Raw genomic sequence first — 21,790 nt, forward strand, 5'->3', positions numbered from 1 at the left:
TACGTGGGCCACGCCGTGTCAATCGGATCGGCGCGCTGCACGGCGCCTCTTCAAACTGTAGACCATGAAAGCGACAATGGCCAGGTTAACGGCCAGCAGGCCGGCGCTCAGCAGGCCGGGACGGCGCGCCAGTTCGTCCAGCTCGAACGGCAGGTAGATGGCGCCGCTGGCCGCCGCCAGGCCTTCCGCCCATGCACGGCCATGCCACAGGCCGTAGGCCTCGATCATGCGCAGGCATGAATACGCGAGGGCCGCCGCCGCAAGCTGCAGCAGGCGCGCATCGCCCAGGCGCCCTGCCAGCTCGACGAACACCCGGGGCGTGTGGGATGCGGGGTGCAGGTGCGCGTGCGCCACCAGCAGCTCGGCAAGGCGCTGGACGTCGCGGTGCAGCAGTGCGAACAGGCCGAAGCCGGTCAACAGCACCACCATGCCCTTGGCCGCTTCGAGCGCGGCCACCGCGCGAAGTCCCTGCGACAGGCGCATGCGTTCTCCCGTGGGGCGATCGCATGTATACTGCCGCTGCCTTCGCCCTTGTCCCTTTTACGAAAGAATACCTTGAAACAGCTGATCTCCTACTGCATCCTTGGCTTGAGCATGACGCTGGCCGTCACCGGCTGCAAGCGCGCAGAAACCCCTCCCGCGGCAGCCGCCGACAGCGTGGCGCTGCAAAAGATCGACACCGTGGCCGGTACCGGCAAGGAAGCGACCGACGGTGCGACCGTGGTCGTCCACTACACCGGCTGGCTGTACGAGCCGAATACCGAATCGAAGCGCGGCGCCCAGTTCGACTCCTCGAGCGGACGCGAGCCGTTCAGCTTCCACCTCGGCGGCGGCCAGGTCATTCCCGGCTGGGATGCCGGCGTGGCCGGCATGAAGGTCGGCGGCAAGCGCACCCTCATCATCCCCGCCAGCATGGGTTACGGAAGCTCGGGCGCAGGTCCGATCCCGCCGAATGCCAACCTGATCTTCGACGTCGAACTGCTCGACGTGCGCTGAGCGCTGTCCTCATGGCGCCGGCAACGCCGCCGGCGCCTGTTCCTTTCCAATCTTCCCGGCTGTCCCCGCGTAGCACGCCCTCCCCTCTGAAGTCCTGCCTGCAGGCAACGCCCCTCTCCCATATTGCCGCGTCCTAGTGCAGGACCGCGCGCCCGTCAATACCACATTTCGGCCTGGTGTGCCTTGCGCACAAAAAACGACGCGCGATAAAGCTGTATTTACATCAGCCTTTTGAGAGAGAAAACCGAATTTTGTATGCATATGGAGTGAAACAAAGATATAAAATTTTTATTGGAATTGTTCAGGTTCGTTATTTCCAAAGCTATAGTTGTTGACAACCGCCTCTAGAGGCGGGGAAAGAAAAGTTGTACCGAATGACGTATATTTTTCTGAAAGAAGAGACAACATGCAAATCCGTGTATCCATGCTGCGTAGCGCTGTCGCCATCGCGGCGCTGGCGTTCGCCGGATCGGCGCTCGCTGCCGGACAGGAAGGCCAGACCGTTGCCAAGGACCAGCGCACCGGCAAGCTGCGCAATGCGACTGCCGCTGAGGTACAGAAACTGAACGAGCTGCGCAAAGCGGAGCGCGAAGCCCAGAAGGCCGCCCGCGCAGCTTCCGGCGCCCCGGTCGCCGGCGTCGCCAGCCTGCAGCAGAACGGCGTACTCGCCGCCCACGTCGACGAGGAGTCGATGATGCACACGGTGGTGCGCCGCACCGCGGACGGCAAGCTCGAAGCCGAGTGCGCCCACGGCTCGCATGCAGCCCACTCCGCCCTGTCCACCCCAGTGTCCACGCACGCCAAGGAGCACCAGAATGAAGTCGAATAAGCGTCCAAGCCTCACTCTGGTAGCCGCGGCCCTGGCCCTGGCCTGCGGCAGCATGGGCACTGCCCAGGCAGCAGCAAAGATCGTCATCAACAACCTGAACGCGCCCGGCGTCGGCTTCAACGAGACGACCCCGGCGACGCCCGTCGGCGGCAACACCGGCACCACCATCGGCCAGCAGCGCCTGATCGCGTTCACGCACGCGGCCAATATCTGGGGCAAGACCCTGACCAGCGACGTCCCGATCGTCATCAACGCGACCTTCGAGCCGCTGTCGTGCACCGCGACCAGCGCGGTGCTGGGCAGCGCCGGCGCCACCCAGGTGTTCGCCAACTTCCCGGGCGCGCCGAAGACCGACGTCTGGTATTCGTATGCCCTGGCCAACAAGCTGTACGGCAGCGAGATCTCGACCTCGCCGGGCGGCCAGATCACGGCTCGCTTCAATTCCAATCTCGGCAAGTCGAACTGCCTGGCCGGCAGCGCGTTCTACCTGGGCCTGGATGCGAACGAAGGCAATGACATCGACTTCGTCGCCACCCTGCTGCACGAGATGGGCCACGGCCTGGGCTTCCAGACCTTCACCAGCGGCGCGACCGGTGCTCCGTTTGCCGGACGCGCGTCGGTCTGGGATACCTTCCTGCTCGATAACACGACCGGCAAGCTGTGGATCGACATGAGCAACGCCGAGCGTGCCGCATCGGCGCTCAAGCCGGGCGGCCTGTCCTGGACCGGCGCCCGCGTCACCGCGGCCGCACCGTCGGTCCTGACCCCGACCGCCCAGCTGCGCGTGATCGGCGTCGGCGCCAACTCGCCGTCCGGCGACCTGTACGCGGTCGGCGAAGCCGATTTCGGTCCGAAGATCGACAAGTCGCCGCTGACCGGCCAGATCGCCGCGGTGGCCCTGCAGCCTGACAGCCCGGGTTCGGCCTGCACGCCGTTCAACGCCGCCAACGCCGAAGCGGTGCGCCGCAAGATCGCCCTGGTCAGCCGCGGCACCTGCGGCTTCACGGTCAAGGTCAAGAACGCCCAGGACGCCGGCGCGATCGGCGTGATCGTGGCCGACAACGCACCGGGCGCAGTCACCGGCCTGGGCGGCGCCGATCCGTCGATCACCATCCCGGCCGTGCGCGTGTCGCAGGCCGACGGCGCGACGATCCTGGCCAGCCTGACCAAGCCGAACGGCAACGCCAACGGCACCGTGGGCAAGCTCGAACGTTCCAAGACCCAGCTCTCGGGCGCCGATGCACAGGGCCGCGTCACGATGTTCACGCCGAATCCGTTCCAGCAGGGCTCGTCGGTGTCGCACTACAACACCGCGACCACCCGCAACCAGCTGATGGAACCGTCGATCAATGCCGACCTGACCCACTCGGTGACGGCGCCGACCGACCTGACGATGGAACTGTTCAAGGACATCGGCTGGTAATCACCCCGCCGTTTCCAGCGAAAGCCGCCTGCTTGCAGGCGGCTTTTTTTCGTCCGCATGCGCGCCCTGGCGCAGCTTGAAGGTCGCCACCAGTTCCGACAGCTCGGCTGCCTGCCGGCGCATCGCCCCGGCCGCGCTGGCTGCCTGCTCGACCATCGCGGCATTCTGCCGGGTCGACTCGTCCATCTCGGCGATCGCCTGGCTGGCCTGGGCCACGCCGCTGGCCTGCTCGCCGCTTGCGGTGGAGATGGTATCGAGCAGGCCGGCCACGTCGTGCACGTGGGCCAGCACGGCGCGCATGGTCTCGCCCGCGGCGCCGGCGATGCCGGTGCCGGCGGCGATCTCCGCGCTTGAATCCTTGATGAGCTTCTTGATTTCCTTCGCCGCCGACGCAGAATGCTGGGCCAGGCTGCGCACCTCGGCCGCCACCACGGCGAAGCCGCGTCCCTCGGCGCCGGCGCGCGCCGCTTCCACCGCCGCGTTCAGCGCCAGGATATTGGTCTGGAAGGCGATGCTGTCGATCATGCCGGTGATGTCGGTGATCCTGTCGGCCGAGGCCTTGATCGCGCCCATGCGCGCCACCACCTCCTCGACCGCCTGGGCGCTGCGGGTGGCGACGTTCGAGGCCGACTGGGCCAGCGCGTTCGCCGAGCGGGCGCTGGCATTGTTGCGGTCGATGGCTTCGCGCAGTTCTTCCATCGCGCCGACGGTCTGGCGCAGGCTCGCTGCCTGGCGCTCGGTGCGGCGCGACAGGTCCTGGTTGCCGTCCGCGATCTCGCCCGAGGCCGCATCGATCGCCCGGGCGCCGGCCAGCACCTGGGACACGGTGGCCGCGACGCCGCCGGTCATGCCGTTGAGGGCGTCGAACAGGCGGCCGATTTCGTCCGCACGCGCGTGGCGGATGACCGGACGCAGGTCGCCCTTCGCCACCTGCTCGGCCAGGCTGACGGCCTGCTGCAGCGGGCCGACGATGTTCCGGGTCAGCATCCAGGCCAGCAGCGCGCCGATCCCGAGGGCGCCGAGGCCGAGCGCCAGCACCAGCGATTTCCCGAACAGCGAGGCCGAGGCCGATTCGCTGGCGAGGCGGTGCGCCGCGTCGGTTTCGTGGGCCAGCAAGGCTTCCAGCGCACCCGTGTAGGCCTGGTAGCCTTTCTCCCAGTCGCCACCGACGAGCTGCTCGACGACGCCGGTCTGGCCGAGCTCCTTGGCCTGGAACAGCGCGGTCTGCACCTTGTCCAGCGCTGCCTTGTGGCCGCCGGCTTGCGCCATCAGCGCGGCTTCAGCCTGCGTGCGCGGCAGCTTGCCGAGTTTTGCTTCGAGCTCGGCGGCCGCCTTCCTGCCCTGGGCCAGCTGGGCGCCGAAGTAGTCCGCCAGCTCCAGGCTGTCGCTGCGCGCGATGGCGACCGTGCGCGAGCCGTTCAGGCGTTCGACGCCGAGCAGGTCGGAGGCCAGCTGCTGCCTGGCCAGCTTGTCGTAGACCAGGTCGGTGGTGAGGGCATCGTTGGACTGCATGCGCCACAGCGCCACGGCCGAGATGATCAGGAGGAGGAAGGAGACGATGCCGAAGGCGCCGAGGATCTTGGTGCCGGTCTGGAGCTTCGCGAGGTGCATGGCAGGTATCGAGTTGATCGGATACCTGCAGTCTAAAAATGCAATGTGACAGGGCGATGAAAATCCGTGACATCCGCGCCTGCGAATGTCACGGGAGGGAGGCGCTTACTTGTTGGTCGGCGGCGCCTTGCCGGCGGCCTCGCCGGCTTCCCACTGGCGCTTGAGCGCCGGGATCGCGGCCGGCTTCCAGGGCATGACCGGCTGCTCCTTCATCTTCTTCTCGAGCAGTCCGATCGCCACTTCCAGCTGGCGGTCGCGGCCTTCGAAGGTCTCGTGCGGCAGGTTGTCGACCTCGACGTCGGGCGACACGCCCACGCCTTCGATCAGCCATTCGCCGTCCGCGGCGAACTGGCCGAACTCGGCCACGCGCGCCCTGCCGTTATCAAGCAGGCTGTTGCCGTCGCTGAGCCAGACGCCGGCGCCGGCGGTGCGCTTGCCCACCAGCGGGCCCAGTTTCAGGGCCTTGACGCCGGCGGCGAAGGTCTCGCCATCCGAATAGGTCAGCTCGTCCATCAGCACCACCAGGTGGCCGCGGAAGGTGTTCTGCATGTTCGACTGCGGCAGGGTGCCGTTCGAGGTCCAGAATGCCCACGAGCGGCGCAGCAGCTTCTCGATGATCCAGCTGTCGATGTTGCCGCCGTTGTTGCGGCGCACGTCGATGATCAGGCCTTCCTTGTTGATGTTGGCGTAGAAGTCGCGGGCGAAGGCGTTGATGTCGCGCGCGACCATCGCGCGCAGGTGCAGGTAGCCGATCCTGCCTTTCGAGGCCTGGTCGACCTGCTGCGCCCTGCCCTGTTCCCAGTCGGCGTAGCGCAGGCTGGCGTGCTGCGCCATCGACACCGGCGTCACGATCACGGGACGCGGCTTGCCTGCCCCGCTCTTCACGTGCAGCAGCACCTGCTTGTCGGCCTGGTCGAGCAGCAGGTCGGCGATGTCCCGGCTTTCCGCCAGCGACTTGCCGTTCACGGCGGTGATGATGTCGCCTTCCTTGACGCCGACGTCCGGCGCCGCCAGCGGCCCGGCTTCAAGCGGCAGCTCGGGTTCGCTGCGGTAGACGCGGTCGACGCGGAAGCCTTCAAGCGTGCGCGACAGCACGGCGCCCAGGCTCGAGGGAACGCCCTCGCCGGCGGCGCGGCGCACGTCGCCGGGGATGATCTGCGAGTGCAGCGCACCGAGCTCGCCCACCATCATGCCCAGCACGTCATTGAGCTCGGCGCGGTCGGTCACTCGCTCGACCAGCGGCGCGTAGCGCTTGCGCACGGCTGCCCAGTCGATGCCGCGCATGTTGGCGTCGTACAGGAAGTCGCGGTGCATGCGCCAGGCATCGTTGAACATCTGCTTCCACTCCAGGCGCGGGTTGGTGCTCACCGCCCAGTCGTCGATCTTGATGCGCGCCTTCGACACGTCGGCCGGGGCCTTGGCGCCGGCGGCGACGATCAGCATCTCGCCCGGTCCGCTGGCATGGAAGGTGCGGTAGAAGACGTGCTTGCGGTCGGTGCTCAGGCCGAACTCGCGCACGTTGTTCACGAAGGTTTCCAGCTGCGGGCTGCTGCGCGAAATCTCGAGGGTCTTGAGCGCGCCGCTGCGGCCGTTGTCCGATTCGAGGATGTACAGGCGCTTTTCGTCGATGGCCAGGGCGCGGTAGTTGCCTGGCGCAACCGGCACTTCGTACAGGCGCTCGCGCAGGCCGGCGTAGTCGATCGCCGGGGTCGGCGCCGCCTTGGCCTTCGCGCCTGTGGCAGCATCCGCGGCATTCGCCGCCGCGGTGGCTGCCGCGGCCGCGGCGACGGCGGCGGTCTTGTCGGCCTCTTCCTTGCCTGGGGTCTGGACCGCGGCGCGCGCGGCGGCCTCGGGCGATGCCACTTCCGGCGTGGTCAGCTCGTCCTCGGGCTTGAAGGGGAAGCGTACGCCCGGCTGCAATGCCAGCGCATAGATGCCGACGCGGCGGTCGAACACCGGGCCCATGTTGCGGTCGCCCCAGGGACCGGCGTTACCCACATTGAAGTGGCGCGCAGACAGGAAGTACAGCCACTTCCCGTCCGGCGAGAACACCGGCGAGTTGGCCGTGTAGCGGTCGGTGGTGACGAAGGCCATGCTCTTGCCGGCGAGGTTGTACATGCCGATCTGGTTGCGCTGCTCGCTGCTGCCGACCCGGACAAAGGCCAGGTTGCGGCTGTCCGGCGACCACACCACCTGGTCCGGACGCTCGGCGCCGACCTGGTTGGCATCGTCGATGATGACGTTGGTTCTGGCCTGCAGGTCGAGCAGCCAGGTGCGGCCCTTCTTGTCGGTGTGGGCCAGGTACCTGCCGTCCGGCGACGGATAGATGCCGGAACGGTGGCTAGCGCCGTCGATGGTCAGGCGCTCGCCCTTGCCGGAGCCGTCGGCGGCGTAGCGCCAGATCTCGTTCTCGCCGGTGGTGTCCACGAATGCATAGACCCACTTGTCGTCGTGGCTGAACACGGCGCCGCGGGCGCGCGCCCCGTCCGGCACCGCGATCTCGACGCGGCGGTAGCTGCCGGTGCCGGCGATGGTCACCTTGCCGCGCGCCGTCAGCACGATGCGCTGGGCCTTGTTGGCGACATCGATGCTGGTCAGCGCGTCGAGCGGCGAGCGCACGCGGCGGGTGCGCTGCTGGTCGAAGTCCGAGACCAGGCTGGCCTCTACCCGCGTGTCGGTGCCGGCGGCGATGTCGAACACGCGCAGGTCGGCGCCCAGCTGGTAGGCGATGCGACCGTCGCCCAGCGAGGCGGTGCGCACGTCCCATTCGGTGTGCCCCGTGTGCTGCTTGCGGTCGCTGCCGTCGGGCAGCGCGGACCAGATGTTGTCGGCGCCGCCCGTGTCGCTGATGAAGTAGATGCGGCCCTGCCACCACATGGCGCGGCGGTTGTTGGCGTCGTCGTCCTTGAACAGGCGCGTGGCCTCGCCCTTGGCGCCGAGTTCGTAGCGCCACAGCTGGGCATGGGCGCCGCCGCGGTAGGCCTTGACGTTATCGTTGGTCATCGACAGGCCCATGCGCGTGAAGAACACGGTGCGGCCGTCGTCGCTCAGCACGGCGTCGTTGGCGTCGGCCAGGGGCAGCACGCGGCGCGTCATCTTGACGGGGTCGAGGGCGGCGACGATACGGTGTTTCGACGGTCCCACCGAATTTTCGGTACTGACCAGGACTTCGCCCTGTGCGGTCCAGCCCAGCACGTTCACGCCGCCGTTTTCGAAGGTGATGCGCTTGGGCAGGCCGCCCTCGATCGGCATCACATAGGCTTCCTGGGCGCCTTCATACGAGGCGGCGAAGGCGACCAGCTTGCCGTCGTGCGAGATCGCGGCCTGGGTTTCGCTGGAAGGATGCGTGGTCAGGCGGGTGGCCTTGCCGCCCTGGGTCGTCGTGCGCCACAGGTCACCCTCGGCGGTGAAGACGATGCTGTCACCGCGGATCGCGGGAAAACGGAAGTAGGGATCGGCGGCGGCGGCCTGGCTGCCGATCAGGGCCAGCGACAGGGCGAGGATGGTGCGGGACAGTTGCATGTTCACAATGGCAAGGGTTACTCAAGCGGAAGAGTTTGCCACATGCCGATGGGCGCGCGATGTGCATACGTGCAAAAAAAAACCGCGCTCGATGCGCGGTTTTCATTGCGAGACCGGGGATTACTCGATCTCGACCGTCTCGGCCGGAGCCGGCGGCGGCAGTGCGTCGCCTTCCGGGAACTCGAGGACGACGTCGTCCTTCTCGTTCAGGTCCACCGTCACGCGGCCACCGTTGACCAGGCGGCCGAACAGCAGCTCGTCGGCCAGCGCCTTGCGGATCATGTCCTGGATCAGGCGCGACATCGGACGGGCGCCCATCAGCGGGTCGAAGCCCTTCTTGCCGAGGAACTTGCGCAGCTTCTCGGTGAAGACGGCTTCCACCTTCTTCTCGTGCAGCTGCTCTTCCAGCTGCATCAGGAACTTGTCCACGACGCGCAGGATGATGTCCTCGTCCAGCGCGCGGAAGCTGATGATCGCATCCAGGCGGTTGCGGAACTCCGGCGTGAACATGCGCTTGATGTCGGCCATCTCGTCGCCTGCCGCCTTCGAATCCACGAAGCCCACCGAGCGCTTGGTCAGGCTCTCGGCGCCCGCGTTGGTGGTCATGATGATGATCACGTTGCGGAAGTCGGCCTTGCGTCCGTTGTTGTCGGTCAGCGTGCCGTGGTCCATCACCTGCAGCAGGATGTTGAAGATGTCCGGATGGGCCTTCTCGATCTCGTCCAGCAGCAGCACGGTGTGCGGCTTCTTGGTGATGGCCTCGGTCAGCAGGCCGCCCTGGTCGAAGCCGACGTAGCCCGGCGGCGCGCCGATCAGGCGCGACACCGCGTGGCGCTCCATGTACTCGGACATATCGAAGCGCACCAGGTCGATGCCCAGGATGAAGGCCAGCTGCTTGGCGACCTCGGTCTTGCCGACGCCGGTCGGGCCCGAGAACAGGAAGGAGCCGATCGGCTTGTCGGTCTTGCCCAGGCCGGCACGCGCCATCTTGATCGCCGCCGACAGGGCTTCGATCGCCGGGTCCTGGCCGAACACCACGTTGCGCAGGTCGCGGTCGATGGTCTGCAGCTTGCTGCGGTCGTCCTGGTTGACGGTCTGCGGAGGGATCCGCGCGATCTTCGCGATGATGTCCTCGATCTCGGTCTTGCCGATGGTCTTCTTCTGCTTCGACTTCGGCAGGATGCGCTGGGCCGCGCCCGCTTCGTCGATCACGTCGATGGCCTTGTCCGGCAGGTGGCGGTCGTTGATGAAGCGCGCCGCCAGCTCGGCCGCGGTCGACAGCGCCGAGGCCGAATACTTCACGCCGTGGTGCTCTTCGAAGCGCGACTTCAGGCCGCGCAGGATCGCCACGGTCTGCTCGACCGACGGTTCGTTGACGTCGACCTTCTGGAAGCGGCGGCTCAGGGCATGGTCCTTCTCGAACACGCCGCGGAACTCCGTGAACGTGGTCGCGCCGATGCACTTGAGCTGGCCGTTGGCCAGGGCCGGCTTGAGCAGGTTGGACGCGTCGAGCGTGCCGCCCGAAGCGGAACCCGCGCCGATGATGGTGTGGATCTCGTCGATGAACAGGATGCCGTTCGGGGTATCCTTGAGCTGCTTGAGCACGGCCTTCAGGCGCTGCTCGAAGTCGCCGCGGTACTTGGTGCCGGCCAGCAGCGCGCCCATGTCGAGCGAATACACGACGGCGTTCTGCAGGATCTCGGGCACGTCCTCCTGGACGATGCGCCATGCCAGGCCTTCCGCGATGGCGGTCTTGCCGACACCGGCCTCGCCCACCAGCAGCGGATTGTTCTTGCGGCGGCGGCACAGGATCTGGATCACGCGGTCGACTTCTTCCTCGCGGCCGATCAGCGGATCGATCTTGCCGTCGGCGGCCGACTTGTTCAGGTTCTGGGTGAACTGGTCGAGCGGGCTTTCCTTGGCCTGGCCTTCGACCTGCGCTTCTTCCACGCCTTCCGACGCCTTGCTGGTGTCGAGCTGCTGGTCCTTGCGCACGCCGTGCGAGATGAAGTTGACCACGTCGAGACGGGTCACGCCCTGCTGGTGCAGGTAGTAGACGGCGTGCGAGTCCTTCTCGCCGAAGATCGCCACCAGCACATTGGCGCCGGTGACTTCCTTCTTGCCGTTCGAGGCCGACTGGACGTGCATGATCGCGCGCTGGATCACGCGCTGGAATCCGAGCGTCGGCTGGGTGTCGACCTCGCCCGTGCCGGGCACGGTCGGGGTGTTATCACCGATAAAATTAGTCAAGGTCTTGCGCAGGTCTTCGATATTGACCGCGCACGCACGCAGGACTTCGGCGGCTGATGGGTTGTCGAGCAGGGCCAGCAGCAGGTGTTCCACGGTAATGAACTCGTGGCGGGCCTGACGGGCTTCGACAAAGGCCATGTGTAGGGATACTTCAAGTTCCTGCGCAATCATACTTCCTCCATCACGCACTGCAGGGGGTGCCCTGCCTTACGCGCATGCGTTAAGACAAACTCCACTTTGGTACACGCTATATCTTTGGAAAACACCCCACAGACGCCCTTGCCGTGCCGATGCACGGAAAGCATGATCTGGGTCGCCGTTTCGCGATCCTTGTTGAAATACTCCTGGATGATCGCAACCACGAATTCCATCGGCGTGTAGTCGTCGTTCAGCAACGCCACCTGATATAAGGGTGGCGGTTTTACAGTTTGCCGCTCCAGCAGCTGTTCGGTGTCATGCTTCGTAGCCATGGGCGTATTTTAATGCTTTCAATGTCTGTGCCAAGCGTAAACATCAGCTCGTTCTCATGTGCTTCCATGTTACTGGTTTTCCGATGAATGCGCAGATGGCGATCCAATTGACGAAATCAAGAGTCGTGTTACCTCTGCCGTGAAAAATTTGGCAACAGCCCCCCAAAACCGCTTGACTTCAGTGATTATTCCACCAACAATGCAGTCATTGACATTGTACTTATGTACTTGTTGATAAGAAGTGAGCAGGCTGAGGAGGGGGCAAGAAGCTTCTTGCTTTTATGGCTCGTGTGATTAGTTAAAATTTGAAAGTTCTTTTATGGCAACTGGTACTGTTAAGTGGTTCAATGATTCCAAAGGCTTTGGCTTCATCACTCCTGATGACGGCGGCGAGGATCTGTTCGCACACTTCTCCGCGATCAATATGAACGGTTTTAAGACCCTCAAAGAAGGTCAAAAAGTCCAATTCGAAGTCACGCAAGGCCCGAAAGGCAAGCAAGCTTCCAACATCCAGGGCATGTAATCATTCCCCTCCCGGAAGCGAAGAACCCCGCCACGGCGGGGTTTTTTTCGCCCCTGGCATTTCCCCTCGCCTGCCGTTCCGCATTTCATGCACCCTGGGTACGAGCATAAGCCAGTTCCGCCGAGAAGTCGCGGGTGTCTTTCAACAGTGCGGCGATGCGCTCGTCGCTGACGGAGTCGCCGCGTTCGAGTCGGGCGTCCTCCTGCCAGTCGGCCAGCACGGCATCGAAGCGCTCTGCCAGCGCGGCGCCGCGGTCGGCCAGCTCCGCCGGGAGCCTGCATCCATCCTGCAGCGCGCGCAGTTCCTCGGGCGAGACAATGCGGTGGAAACCGTAGATGAAGCGGCCGATCCGTTCGTAATGTGCCTGGGACGCCATTGCTCCTCCTATTAATAAGGAAAGACCCGGCCGCTGCCGAGATCGAAGCTTTCATCTTAGCCGAACCAGAGGTGAGTCGCGGTACGCACGCATCCATTGATCAGCACTCCCTGGAACGGAGCCCGAAAGACGCGAGTGCGTCGACCATGCACATTGTGCATCTATTCAAAACGGCGGGACTGCCTTAAATTTTCCGTGTTGCCAACAGGAGAACGACATGCATATCCAGCCACTACATCTGAAACAAACGCGGGAACGCCTTGGTCTGACGATCGCAGAAGCAGCGCAGTCGATCCACGTCGATCGCCGTACCTGGGCTGCCTATGAAGCGCCGCGGGACCGGAAGTCGACGCGCGGAATCAGCGCCGGGGCACTTGCCCTGTTTTGCATCAAGCACCGTTTGCCGTTCCCGCCCGTTCGCCTGGACGGCACCCCGACTTCCGGTGATACACACATCATCAGCATTGTCAGCGCAACCGGTGGATGCGGGAAGAGCTATATTTCCCTCGAGCTTGGCCGCCTGTTGGCGCAAGACGGTTATCGCAGCGCGGTTGTCACGGACGCCGATTATCTCAGCCAAGACGACTTCCAGTTCGATAACCCGCGTGTGCTGCGGCGATCGCACGTCATACTGAATCCTTCCGAACTGACGGATCTGCGGCATCGCCTCCAAGCCATGGGCGCGCTAGCGGACGACGGAACGCTGCGTCCCGAACGGGCGTTTGATTGCTATTTCGAGGCCAAGGAGTGGCAAGCCAAAAACAAGCCGGATGCGACGCTTGCCGAGTTAAGGACCAGCACGGACTTCGTCTTCCTGGATCTCGGCCGCGATATCGAAACCGCGCTGCTGCTGAGCGACCTGGTCATCTTCGTCTTCGACCTCGAACGCTGGGACGCCCCGAACTCGATACGGAATGTGTTTTCGCGCCGCCTCGCCAAGCATGCCGAACCAGGCGCGAGCCCCAAGTTGTTCACTTTGTTCACGAACAAGAAACCAGGGAGATGGCAGACGGAGTCGGGCGGCTATGCTGCCGCGCATGCATTCGGATCGCCGCTGATGCATACGACACTCAGCACTGCATATGTCGTAGAACGCAAGAAAATTGAAAAGCGGTTCTGGCGTGATGCGCGGCTTGAAGAACCGTGCGGAAAATCCGAGCTCATTGCCGATACCGCGCCCAGTTCGGTCGCGGCCCTGGAGTACCGTTCCCTGGCGACGGAGATCATTCACATCCTCAACGCTCAGGGGGCACGCGCACGGTAGCGGCGCTGCACGCGATGTGCCGACATCGTCCCATGAAAGGACGATGTCGGGGCGATACCTGCTTACATCTGCTCGATCATCACCTCGCCGAAGCCCGAGCAGGACACCTGGGTGGCGCCTTCCATCAGGCGCGCGAAGTCGTACGTGACCTTTTTCGAGGTGATCGCGCGTTCCATCGCGCTGATGATGAGATCGGCCGCCTCAAGCCATCCCATATGGCGGAGCATCATCTCCGCCGACAGGATGAGCGAGCCCGGATTCACATAATCCTTGCCGGCGTACTTCGGCGCGGTGCCGTGGGTGGCCTCGAACATCGCCACCGAGTCCGACATGTTGGCGCCCGGCGCGATGCCGATGCCGCCCACCTGGGCCGCCAGCGCGTCGGAGATGTAGTCGCCGTTCAGGTTCAGGGTGGCGATCACGCTGTACTCGGCCGGGCGCAGCAGGATCTGCTGCAGGAAGGCGTCGGCGATCGAATCCTTGATGGTGATCTCGCGGCCGCTCTTCGGGTTCTTGAACTTGCACCATGGGCCGCCGTCGATCAGCTCGGCGCCGAACTCGCGCTGCGCCAGCGCATAGCCCCAGTCGCGGAAACCGCCTTCGGTGTACTTCATGATATTGCCCTTGTGGACCAGGGTCACCGAGGGCTTGTCGTTGTCGATGGCGTACTGGATCGCCTTGCGCACCAGGCGTTCGGTGCCTTCGCGCGAGACCGGCTTGATGCCCAGGCCGGAGGTTTCGGGGAAGCGAATCTTCTTGACACCCATCTCTTCGGTCAGGAACTTGATGACCTTCTTGACGCCTTCGGAGCCTTCGGCCCATTCGATGCCCGCGTAGATGTCTTCCGAGTTCTCGCGGAAGATCACCATGTCGGTCTTTTCCGGCTGCTTCAGCGGCGAGGGCACGCCGGCAAAATAGCGCACCGGGCGCAGGCAGACGTAGAGGTCGAGTTCCTGGCGCAGCGCGACGTTGAGCGAACGGATGCCGCCGCCGACCGGGGTGGTCAGCGGGCCCTTGATCGAGACCACGTAGTCCTTCACCACGTCCAGGGTTTCGGTGGGCAGCCACACGTCGGGACCATAGACCTGGGTCGACTTTTCGCCGGCGTAGATTTCCATCCAGCTGATCTTGCGCGCGCCGCCATAGGCCTTGGCCACGGCCGCGTCGACCACCTTGAGCATGACCGGGGTGATGTCGACGCCGGTGCCGTCACCCTCGATGTATGGAATGACCGGATTGTCCGGCACGTTCAGCGAGAAGTCGGCGTTGACGGTGATTTTCTGGCCGTCGGCCGGGACCTTGATATGTTGGTACATCATGCTCTCCCATGTGGTCGCGTGGCAGGCCGCGTCGCGGCGTCGGGCCCGGCCCGCATTTCATCTACAATGTGGAATACGGCTGCAAGTCTTGTATAAGACACCTTCCCAGCATCTTGCATTATGCACCAGTATTTTCCGAGGCGCTACGCAGCACCTTTTATGTACCGATTCGCACTCCATGCCTCTGATCCTCTTCAATAAACCTTTCCAGGTCCTGTGCCAGTTCTCCAGCCAGGACGGCCGCGAGACCCTCGCCAGCTACCTGGACATCCCGAACATCTACCCTGCCGGCCGCCTGGACGCCGACAGCGAAGGCCTGATGCTGCTGACCGACGACGGCAAGCTGCAGCACAAGATCGCCCATCCGGACCACAAGGAAGCCAAGACCTACCTGGTGCAGGTGGACGGGGTGGCGGACAGTGCCGCCCTGGCGCGGCTGCAGGCGCCGCTGGACCTGGGCGACTTCGTCACCAAGCCGTGCAAGGCGGTGCGCATCGCGGAGCCGGCCTGGCTGTGGCCGCGCAATCCGCCGATCCGCGCGCGCCAGGACAAGCCGACCAGCTGGATCGCGATCACGCTGGAAGAAGGGAAGAACCGGCAGGTGCGCAGGATGACCGCGGCGGTGGGATTGCCGACCCTGCGGCTGGTGCGCTCGAGTATCGGGCCGTTTTCGCTGGCGACGCATCCCTTGATGCCTGGCGAATTCATCGAAGTGCGCTACGCCTAAAAAAAACGCCGACCCGCAGGTCGGCGTTTTCATTGACGCAGGAGCGTATTACACCGCGAACGACTCCAGCGCAGCGTTGAAGGTCGCGCTCGGACGCATCACGGCTTTCACCTTGGCGTCGTCGGCCTTGTAGTAGCCGCCGATGTCGGCCGGCTTGCCCTGCACCGCCAAGAGTTCCTGGACGATCTTGGCTTCGTTCTCCGCCAGCTGCTTGGCCAGCGGCGCGAACTTGGCAGCCAGTTCGGCGTCCTCGGTCTGCGCGGCCAGTTCCTGGGCCCAGTACATCGACAGGTAGAACTGGCTGCCGCGGTTGTCGAGTTCACCGGTCTTCGGCGACGGCGACTTGCGGTTGTCCAGCAGCTTGCCGGTGGCGGCGTCGAGGGTCTTGGCCAGCACCTTCGCCTTGTTGTTGCCGGTCTTGATACCCAGGTCTTCCAGCGACACGGCCAGGGCCAGGAACTCGCCCAGCGAATCCCAGCGCAGGTGGTTCTCTTCGGTCAGCTGCTGCACGTGCTTTGGCGCCGAGCCGCCTGCGCCGGTTTCGTACATGCCGCCGCCGGCCATCAGCGGGACGATCGACAGCATCTTGGCCGAGGTGCCCAGTTCCAGGATCGGGAACAGGTCGGTCAGGTAGTCGCGCAGGATGTTGCCGGTCACCGAGATGGTGTCCAGGCCGCGCGAGACGCGCTCCAGGGTGTAGCGCATCGCACGGACCTGCGACATGATCTGGATGTCCAGGCCGGTGGTGTCGTGATCCTTCAGGTAGGTCTTGACCTTCTTGATCAGTTCATTCTCGTGCGGACGGTACGGGTCCAGCCAGAACACGGCCGGCATGCCCGAGTTGCGCGCGCGGGTGACCGCCAGCTTGACCCAGTCGCGGATCGGGGCGTCCTTGGTCTGGCACATGCGCCAGATGTCGCCGGTTTCCACGTTCTGGCTCATCAGGACTTCGCCGGTAGCCAGGTCGGTGATGTTGGCCACGCCGTCTTCCGGGATCTCGAAGGTCTTGTCGTGCGAGCCGTATTCCTCGGCTTGCTGCGCCATCAGGCCCACGTTCGGGACGGTGCCCATGGTCTTCGGATCGAAGGCGCCGTGCCATTTGCAGAAGTTGATGATCTCCTGGTAGATGCGGGCAAAGGTCGATTCCGGGATCACCGCCTTGACTTCCTTCAGGGAGCCGGTGGCGTCATACATCTTGCCGCCGGCGCGGATCATGGCCGGCATCGACGCATCGACGATCACGTCGTTCGGCGAGTGGAAGTTGGTGATGCCCTTGGTCGAGTCGACCATGGCCAGCGCCGGACGGTTTTCCTGGCAGGCGTGCAGGTCGCGCTCGACCTCTTCGCGCTGCGAGGCCGGCAGCGCGGCGATCTTGTTGTACAGGTCGGCCATGCCGTTGTTGACGTTGATGCCGAGGCTGTCGAACAGGGCGCCATGCTTCTCGAAGGCTTCCTTGTAGAACATGCGCACGCAGTGGCCGAACACGATCGGGTGCGAGACCTTCATCATGGTCGCCTTGACGTGCAGCGAGAACAGCACGCCGGTGTCCTTGGCATCGTTGATCTGCTGCTCGTAGAAGGCCAGCAGGGCCTTGCGGCTCATGAACATCGAATCGATGATTTCGCCGGCCTGCAGCGCGACCTTCGGCTTGAGCACGATGGTCTGGCCCGACTTGGTGACCAGTTCCATCTTGACGTCGCGGGCGGCGTCCAGGGTCATCGATTTTTCGCCGTGGTAGAAGTCGCCATGGGTCATGTGCGACACGTGGGTGCGCGATGCCTGCGACCACGGAGCCATCGAGTGCGGGTTCTTGCGGGCGTATTCCTTGACGGCCTTCGGTGCGCGGCGGTCGGAGTTACCTTCGCGCAGGACCGGGTTCACCGACGAGCCGATGCACTTGCCGTACTTGGCCTTGATGGCCTTCTCTTCGTCGGTCTTCGGATCGGCTGGGTAGTCGGGAAGATTGTAGCCCTTGGCCTGCAGTTCCTTGATAGCGGCGGTCAGCTGGCCCACCGAGGCCGAGATGTTCGGCAGCTTGATGATGTTCGCGTCCGGTTCCAGGGTTTTCTTGCCCAGTTCGGTCAGCACGTCCGGGACACGCTGTTCCGGAGTCAGGTTTTCCGGGAACTGCGCCAGGATACGGGCGGCAACCGAGATGTCGGCCTGCTCGACCTTGATGCCGGCCGGCTTGGTGAAGGTGCTGACGACTGGCAGGAAGGCGTGGGTCGCCAGCAGCGGGGCCTCGTCGGTCAGGGTGTAGATGATGGTCGGATCACTGCTCATACGCTTTTTCCTCGATGATCATGCGGGTCGCACGATGTCAAAAAACAGGTGGTAACGCTCAGGTCTTGAAGGCGGGACTTCGCGAAGTCTTCTATAAGACATAAGACGGCGTTTCACATTATGCACCAGTATTTTACTGTGCGCCATGGGTTTTAAATTTTTGACCGCCGGCCGGACCCCGTGGATTTCAAAGCGAGCCCAGGCATATGCAGCAAACGACAAAACCCGCCAGGACCGAAGTCGGGCGGGTCTTGCTCTGCACAGAACTGCCTGCGCGGCCTAGGCCGCACGCACCTCGCTAATTAAGCGGACAGTGCCTTCAGGGCAGCAGCCAGGCGGCTCTTGTGGCGGGCTGCCTTGTTCTTGTGGATGATCTTCTTGTCAGCGATGCTGTCGATGGTCGACACGGACTGCTGGAAGATGGTGGTCGCAGCGGCCTTGTCGCCAGCCTGGATGGCCTTGCGAACTGCCTTGATTGCGGTACGCAGGGTCGAACGCTGTGCCGAGTTGTGTGCGTTTTGCTTAACTGCTTGACGAGCGCGTTTGCGCGCTTGTGCGGTATTTGCCATGAAATTTCCTAAATCGGGGTCAAGTTGCGTTTGCAAACATTCGCGAGTGAAACTGGCGCCTCATTTATGTCCGACGAGTGCCTGCCCAACGATTCGTGTCTGCTAACAGAATTCAGTACAGCCCACGATTATAGCGAACGAAAGCACTTAGGGCAATTCATAATTCAATAATTGTCGCCTTGGAGCACGTGCGCCGTCACTTACGGGACTATTGCCCAAGTATAATCCCGGGCCATGAACCTGCTCCGTACCCTCGCCGCTATTTCCAGCATGACCATGGTGTCCCGCGTCACCGGTCTGCTGCGCGACAGCCTGTTTGCCGCCACCTTCGGCGCCTCGAATTTCACCGACGCCTTCAACATCGCCTTCCGCCTGCCCAACCTGCTGCGGCGGCTGTTCGCGGAAGGCGCGTTCTCGCAGGCTTTCGTGCCGATCCTGACCGAGTACAAGACCAAACACGGGCAGGAAGCCACGAAAACCCTGGTCGACCACGTGGCCACCGTGCTGGTCTGGGCGACGGTGCTGACCAGCATCGTCGGTATCCTCGCCGCGCCGGTGCTGATCTACCTGATCGGCGGCGGCCTGCAGCGCGAACCGGAAGCCTTCGACGCCGCCGTGCTCATGACGCGCATGATGTTCCCCTACATCGCCTGCATGGCCTTCGTGGCCCTCGCCAGCGGCGTGCTCAATACCTGGCGCCACTTCAAGATCCCGGCCATCACGCCGGTGCTGCTGAACATCTCCTTCATCGTTTCCGCGCTGGTGCTGGCCGACTGGTTCGAGCAGCCGATCTACGCGATGGCGGTGGGCGTGTGCGTGGGCGGCCTGGCCCAGGTGGCGATCCAGATTCCTTCGCTGGTGAAGCTCGGCATGCTGCCGCGCCTCTCGCTCAATCCCATGACCGGACTGCGCGACAGCGGCGTGCGCCGCATGCTCGGCAAGATGGGGCCGGCCGTGTTCGCGGTGTCGGCGGCCCAGATCAGCCTCCTGATCAACACCACCATCGCCGCCAGCCTGGCCGCGGGCGCGGTGACGGCCCTGCAGTACGCCGACCGCCTGATGGAATTCCCCACCGCCCTGCTGGGCGTGGCGCTGGGCACCATCCTGCTGCCCAGCCTGGCCAAGGCGAACACCGAAGGCGACACCCAGGAATACTCCTCGCTGCTGGACTGGGGCCTGCGCCTGACCTTCCTGCTGGCCGTGCCGTCCTCGGTCGGCATGGCGACGCTGGCGGTGCCGATGATCGCCACCCTGTTCCACTATGGCGTGTTCACCGCCCAGGACGTGGCCCACTCCTCGCTGCCGCTGATGGCCTACAGCGCCGGCCTGCTCGGCTTCATCCTGGTCAAGACCCTGGCGCCGGCCTTCTATGCGCGCCAGGAAGTGCGCACCCCGGTCAAGATCGCGGTCGGCGTGATGGTGGCGACCCAGCTCCTCAACCTCGTGTTCGTGCCGCTATTCGGCGTGGCCGGCCTGGCGCTGTCGATCGGCGTGGGCGCCTGCATCAACGCGGCCTTCCTGTACACCGGCCTGCGCCGGCGCCACATCTACGTGCCGCAGCCGGGCTGGGGCAAGTTCTTCCTCAAGCTCCTGGTCGCGGTGAGCGTGATGGGCGCCGTATCCTGGTTCGGCCAGGCGCAGTTCGACTGGATCGCGCTGCGCGCTTCGCCGCTGCTGCGTGCCGGCGCGCTGGCGGCGATCATCGCGGTGGCCGCCAGTGCCTATTTCGCGGTGCTGCTGGCGCTGGGCTTCCGCCCGCGCGACTTCAAGCGCCGCGCCAAGTAGAGACAAGCGCTCCCTAGCGCCCGGAGTCCGTGGCCGGGGGCGGCGGCTCCCTGGGGCCGTCCTTGTCCTTGCCCTCGTCCTTGTCCTTGTCTTGTTCCTGGTCGTCGTCGGCAGCCGGCTCCGGCGCTTCCTCGCGCGGCGCCTCGGGCTCCGGCTCGTTGCGCGGGGGCGGGGCCACCTCGCGCATCGGCGCCTGCGCCTCCACCGGTGCGGCGACCGGCCCGGCCGGCTGCTCCGGCNNGCGGCGCCATCGTGATCGGCGGCTCCGCGGAGGCGCCCGGCACGCGGCGCGGCGGCGGGGCAGCGCCCTGCCCGAGCGCCATGAACTTCCAGTCCGCGTGGTGCTCACGGTTCTCGAAATTGGGGAAGCGTTCGTCGAAGCCGGCGAGCTTGAGCGGCTTCGCCTGCGACAGGCTGTACACCCCCAGGATGCGGCCGCCCTGGGCCGCCGACACGATCCCCCACTCCGGCCGGCCGGTGATGGGGTCGACGAATATCTTGCGCAGGTGCCGGCGCGGGGTCGGGAAGCGGGTATCGCGCAGCAGCTCCTGCAGCGTCAGGGGCTGGGTCGGCTGGCCGCGCGGGGTGGCGTCGGCATAACTCTTGAGCGCGGCGCTGAACTGGGCGCCGGTCTCCAGCAGTTCGGTTTCCAGCTGGGCGCGCTGCAGCAGCGCGCCGACCTTCAGCGTGGCGGCGCCGACCAGGCCGACGATGAAGACGAGGATGATCAGCCCCAGGTAGGTGAAGCCGGCCTGGCGTCGGGCACGCATGCTACCACTCCGCGTAGGGCTTGCCCTTGCGGCCGTTGCCCGGCGCGCCGCTCTTGATGTTGCCGACCTCGCCCTGTTCCTCTTCCTGCGGCGGCTCCACGATCCAGGTCTCGCGGCTCTCGGTGATCGGGTCCATCGGCAGCTCGCGCAGGTACTTCTTCTCCACCAGCTGCTCGAGCGAATCCGGATAGCGCCCGGTGTCGGCCTTGTACTGGTCGATGATCGCACGCGTATTGCGCAGGTTCTCCTCGAGGATGGTTTCGCGGGTAGCGTCGATGCTCGGGAAGAAGCGCGGCACCGCCAGCGTCAACAGCAGGGCCACGATGCCCAGCACCACCAGCAGTTCGATCAGGGTGAAGGCGCGCAGGCGCGTGAGCTTGGACATCGGGTTCACCACTTGTTGTAGGGGATGCCGTTCAGCCCCGGCTTCTCGGACATGGAATACACGTCGTAGACGTCGTCGCCCTCCCTGGGCTCGTCCGGTTCGCTGGCATAGCTGCGCTTGCCCCAGGTCTCGGCATCCGAGGAATCGGGATTGGCATGGAAAGGATCGCGCGGCAACCGGCGCATGAAATAGACCTGCGCCTGCTTCGGACTCTTCTGGTCGCGCACGCCCTCGACCAGCATCTCCAGGCGCGGCGGATAACCAGTGGCGCCCGCAGCCTTGGCCACCCGGCCTTCGTCGCTCGCCTTCTTGTAGGCATCGATGCCGGCGCGGATCTCGCGCAAGGCGCGGCGCAGCTCGGCTTCATCGCGGCGCTGCGCCGTCACCTGGGCCACCGGCACTGCGAGCGTTCCCAGCAGGGCCAGGATCGCCAGCGTGACCAGGAGCTCGATGAGCGTGAAGCCGCGTGTGGACATCAGCGTTGCGTGGCCGGGTTCGCGGGTGGCGGCGGCGCGACCGGGACCACCTGCAGGTTGGTAGCGGGGCTCGATGGCGGCTGGCCGGATTGCGGCGAGCCGGTCTGCGGCGTCACGGGCAGTTGCGACGGAGGTACGGAAATCGGACGCTCCGGCGATCCGGCGGCCGGGGCGCCGACCGGCGCCGTGCCCTGCGCCGTGCCTGCCGCACG

Annotated in this window: 18 protein-coding genes and 1 pseudogene; 7 read left to right on the forward strand and 12 right to left on the reverse strand. The window is 64.9% G+C overall.

Annotation, left to right across the window (positions count from 1 at the left end):
• Window positions 1-18: 18 nt before the first annotated feature.
• Window positions 19-483: a DUF2127 domain-containing protein gene (locus B2R83_RS17250; RefSeq protein WP_292043891.1), complete on the reverse strand. Its 465-nt coding sequence runs from the start codon at window positions 481-483 to the stop codon at window positions 19-21.
• Window positions 484-555: 72 nt separating this feature from the next.
• Between B2R83_RS17250 and B2R83_RS17255 the strand changes: the two genes are divergently transcribed.
• The 3 genes from B2R83_RS17255 (at window position 556) to B2R83_RS17265 (ending at window position 3,248) form a co-directional block, all read left to right on the forward strand.
• The gene (locus tag B2R83_RS17255; RefSeq protein ID WP_027864717.1) at window positions 556-996 is read left to right on the forward strand and encodes an FKBP-type peptidyl-prolyl cis-trans isomerase; all 441 of its coding nucleotides are present in this window, start codon (window positions 556-558) and stop codon (window positions 994-996) included.
• Window positions 997-1,402: 406 nt separating this feature from the next.
• A complete protein-coding gene (locus tag B2R83_RS17260) occupies window positions 1,403-1,825 on the forward strand; it encodes a post-PEP-CTERM-1 domain-containing protein (protein WP_156923546.1) in 423 nt (140 codons plus the stop codon).
• A complete protein-coding gene (locus tag B2R83_RS17265; RefSeq protein WP_292043896.1) occupies window positions 1,812-3,248 on the forward strand; it encodes a PA domain-containing protein in 1,437 nt (478 codons plus the stop codon). Before B2R83_RS17260 ends, B2R83_RS17265 begins: the two co-directional genes overlap by 14 nt.
• On the opposite strand, the gene B2R83_RS17270 is transcribed toward B2R83_RS17265, so the two are convergent.
• The 4 genes from B2R83_RS17270 to clpS form a co-directional block, all read right to left on the reverse strand.
• Window positions 3,249-4,859 (reverse strand): methyl-accepting chemotaxis protein, encoded by a 1,611-nt coding sequence (locus B2R83_RS17270; RefSeq protein ID WP_292043898.1) that lies wholly within the window; start codon window positions 4,857-4,859, stop codon window positions 3,249-3,251.
• A gap of 105 nt (window positions 4,860-4,964) precedes the next feature.
• Window positions 4,965-8,381, reverse strand: coding sequence for a S41 family peptidase (locus tag B2R83_RS17275; RefSeq protein ID WP_292043900.1), 3,417 nt, complete (start codon window positions 8,379-8,381; stop codon window positions 4,965-4,967).
• A gap of 120 nt (window positions 8,382-8,501) precedes the next feature.
• Window positions 8,502-10,802, reverse strand: a complete 2,301-nt coding sequence (clpA, locus tag B2R83_RS17280; protein ID WP_209588756.1) for an ATP-dependent Clp protease ATP-binding subunit ClpA — start codon at window positions 10,800-10,802, stop codon at window positions 8,502-8,504.
• On the reverse strand, window positions 10,799-11,101 hold the full coding sequence (gene clpS, locus B2R83_RS17285) for an ATP-dependent Clp protease adapter ClpS (RefSeq protein WP_027864722.1): 303 nt from the start codon (window positions 11,099-11,101) through the stop codon (window positions 10,799-10,801). The genes clpA and clpS overlap by 4 nt, the downstream gene beginning before the upstream one ends.
• A gap of 319 nt (window positions 11,102-11,420) precedes the next feature.
• Here clpS and cspE point away from each other — a divergent pair, with 319 nt between their 5' ends.
• Window positions 11,421-11,624: a transcription antiterminator/RNA stability regulator CspE gene (cspE, locus tag B2R83_RS17290; protein WP_020653506.1), complete on the forward strand. Its 204-nt coding sequence runs from the start codon at window positions 11,421-11,423 to the stop codon at window positions 11,622-11,624.
• 85 nt (window positions 11,625-11,709) lie between these two features.
• Here the strand turns inward: cspE and B2R83_RS17295 are convergent, their stop codons facing one another.
• Complete coding sequence (locus B2R83_RS17295; protein ID WP_292043915.1) at window positions 11,710-12,000, reverse strand: hypothetical protein; 291 nt, start codon at window positions 11,998-12,000, stop codon at window positions 11,710-11,712.
• 217 nt (window positions 12,001-12,217) lie between these two features.
• Here B2R83_RS17295 and B2R83_RS17300 point away from each other — a divergent pair, with 217 nt between their 5' ends.
• A complete protein-coding gene (locus B2R83_RS17300; protein ID WP_292043917.1) occupies window positions 12,218-13,264 on the forward strand; it encodes a hypothetical protein in 1,047 nt (348 codons plus the stop codon).
• Window positions 13,265-13,326: 62 nt separating this feature from the next.
• On the opposite strand, the gene icd is transcribed toward B2R83_RS17300, so the two are convergent.
• Entirely contained in the window at window positions 13,327-14,580 is a 1,254-nt protein-coding gene (icd, locus tag B2R83_RS17305; protein WP_292043919.1) for an NADP-dependent isocitrate dehydrogenase, read from the reverse strand.
• A 181-nt stretch (window positions 14,581-14,761) separates the two neighbouring features.
• On the opposite strand from icd, the gene B2R83_RS17310 reads away from it, so the two are divergent.
• A complete protein-coding gene (locus B2R83_RS17310) occupies window positions 14,762-15,310 on the forward strand; it encodes a pseudouridine synthase (protein WP_292043920.1) in 549 nt (182 codons plus the stop codon).
• 48 nt (window positions 15,311-15,358) lie between these two features.
• Here B2R83_RS17310 and B2R83_RS17315 read toward each other — a convergent pair whose 3' ends face one another.
• Window positions 15,359-17,593 (reverse strand): NADP-dependent isocitrate dehydrogenase, encoded by a 2,235-nt coding sequence (locus B2R83_RS17315; RefSeq protein WP_292043921.1) that lies wholly within the window; start codon window positions 17,591-17,593, stop codon window positions 15,359-15,361.
• A gap of 302 nt (window positions 17,594-17,895) precedes the next feature.
• Entirely contained in the window at window positions 17,896-18,162 is a 267-nt protein-coding gene (gene rpsT, locus B2R83_RS17320; RefSeq protein WP_036216299.1) for a 30S ribosomal protein S20, read from the reverse strand.
• Window positions 18,163-18,396: 234 nt separating this feature from the next.
• Here rpsT and murJ point away from each other — a divergent pair, with 234 nt between their 5' ends.
• The gene (gene murJ, locus B2R83_RS17325) at window positions 18,397-19,947 is read left to right on the forward strand and encodes a murein biosynthesis integral membrane protein MurJ (protein ID WP_292043922.1); all 1,551 of its coding nucleotides are present in this window, start codon (window positions 18,397-18,399) and stop codon (window positions 19,945-19,947) included.
• 771 nt (window positions 19,948-20,718) lie between these two features.
• Here the strand turns inward: murJ and B2R83_RS17335 are convergent.
• The 3 genes and pseudogenes from B2R83_RS17335 to B2R83_RS17345 form a co-directional block, all read right to left on the reverse strand.
• Complete coding sequence (locus tag B2R83_RS17335; protein WP_036216580.1) at window positions 20,719-21,102, reverse strand: type II secretion system protein; 384 nt, start codon at window positions 21,100-21,102, stop codon at window positions 20,719-20,721.
• 5 nt (window positions 21,103-21,107) lie between these two features.
• Complete coding sequence (locus B2R83_RS17340) at window positions 21,108-21,578, reverse strand: type II secretion system protein (protein WP_036216292.1); 471 nt, start codon at window positions 21,576-21,578, stop codon at window positions 21,108-21,110.
• Window positions 21,578-21,790 (reverse strand): annotated as a pseudogene (locus tag B2R83_RS17345) (hypothetical protein); the annotation flags it as partial. The gene B2R83_RS17340 and the pseudogene B2R83_RS17345, both read right to left, overlap by 1 nt.

It is taken from the genome of Massilia sp. UBA6681 (genome assembly GCF_002454935.1).
In the GTDB taxonomy this organism is placed as follows: domain Bacteria; phylum Pseudomonadota; class Gammaproteobacteria; order Burkholderiales; family Burkholderiaceae_D; genus Telluria; species Telluria varians.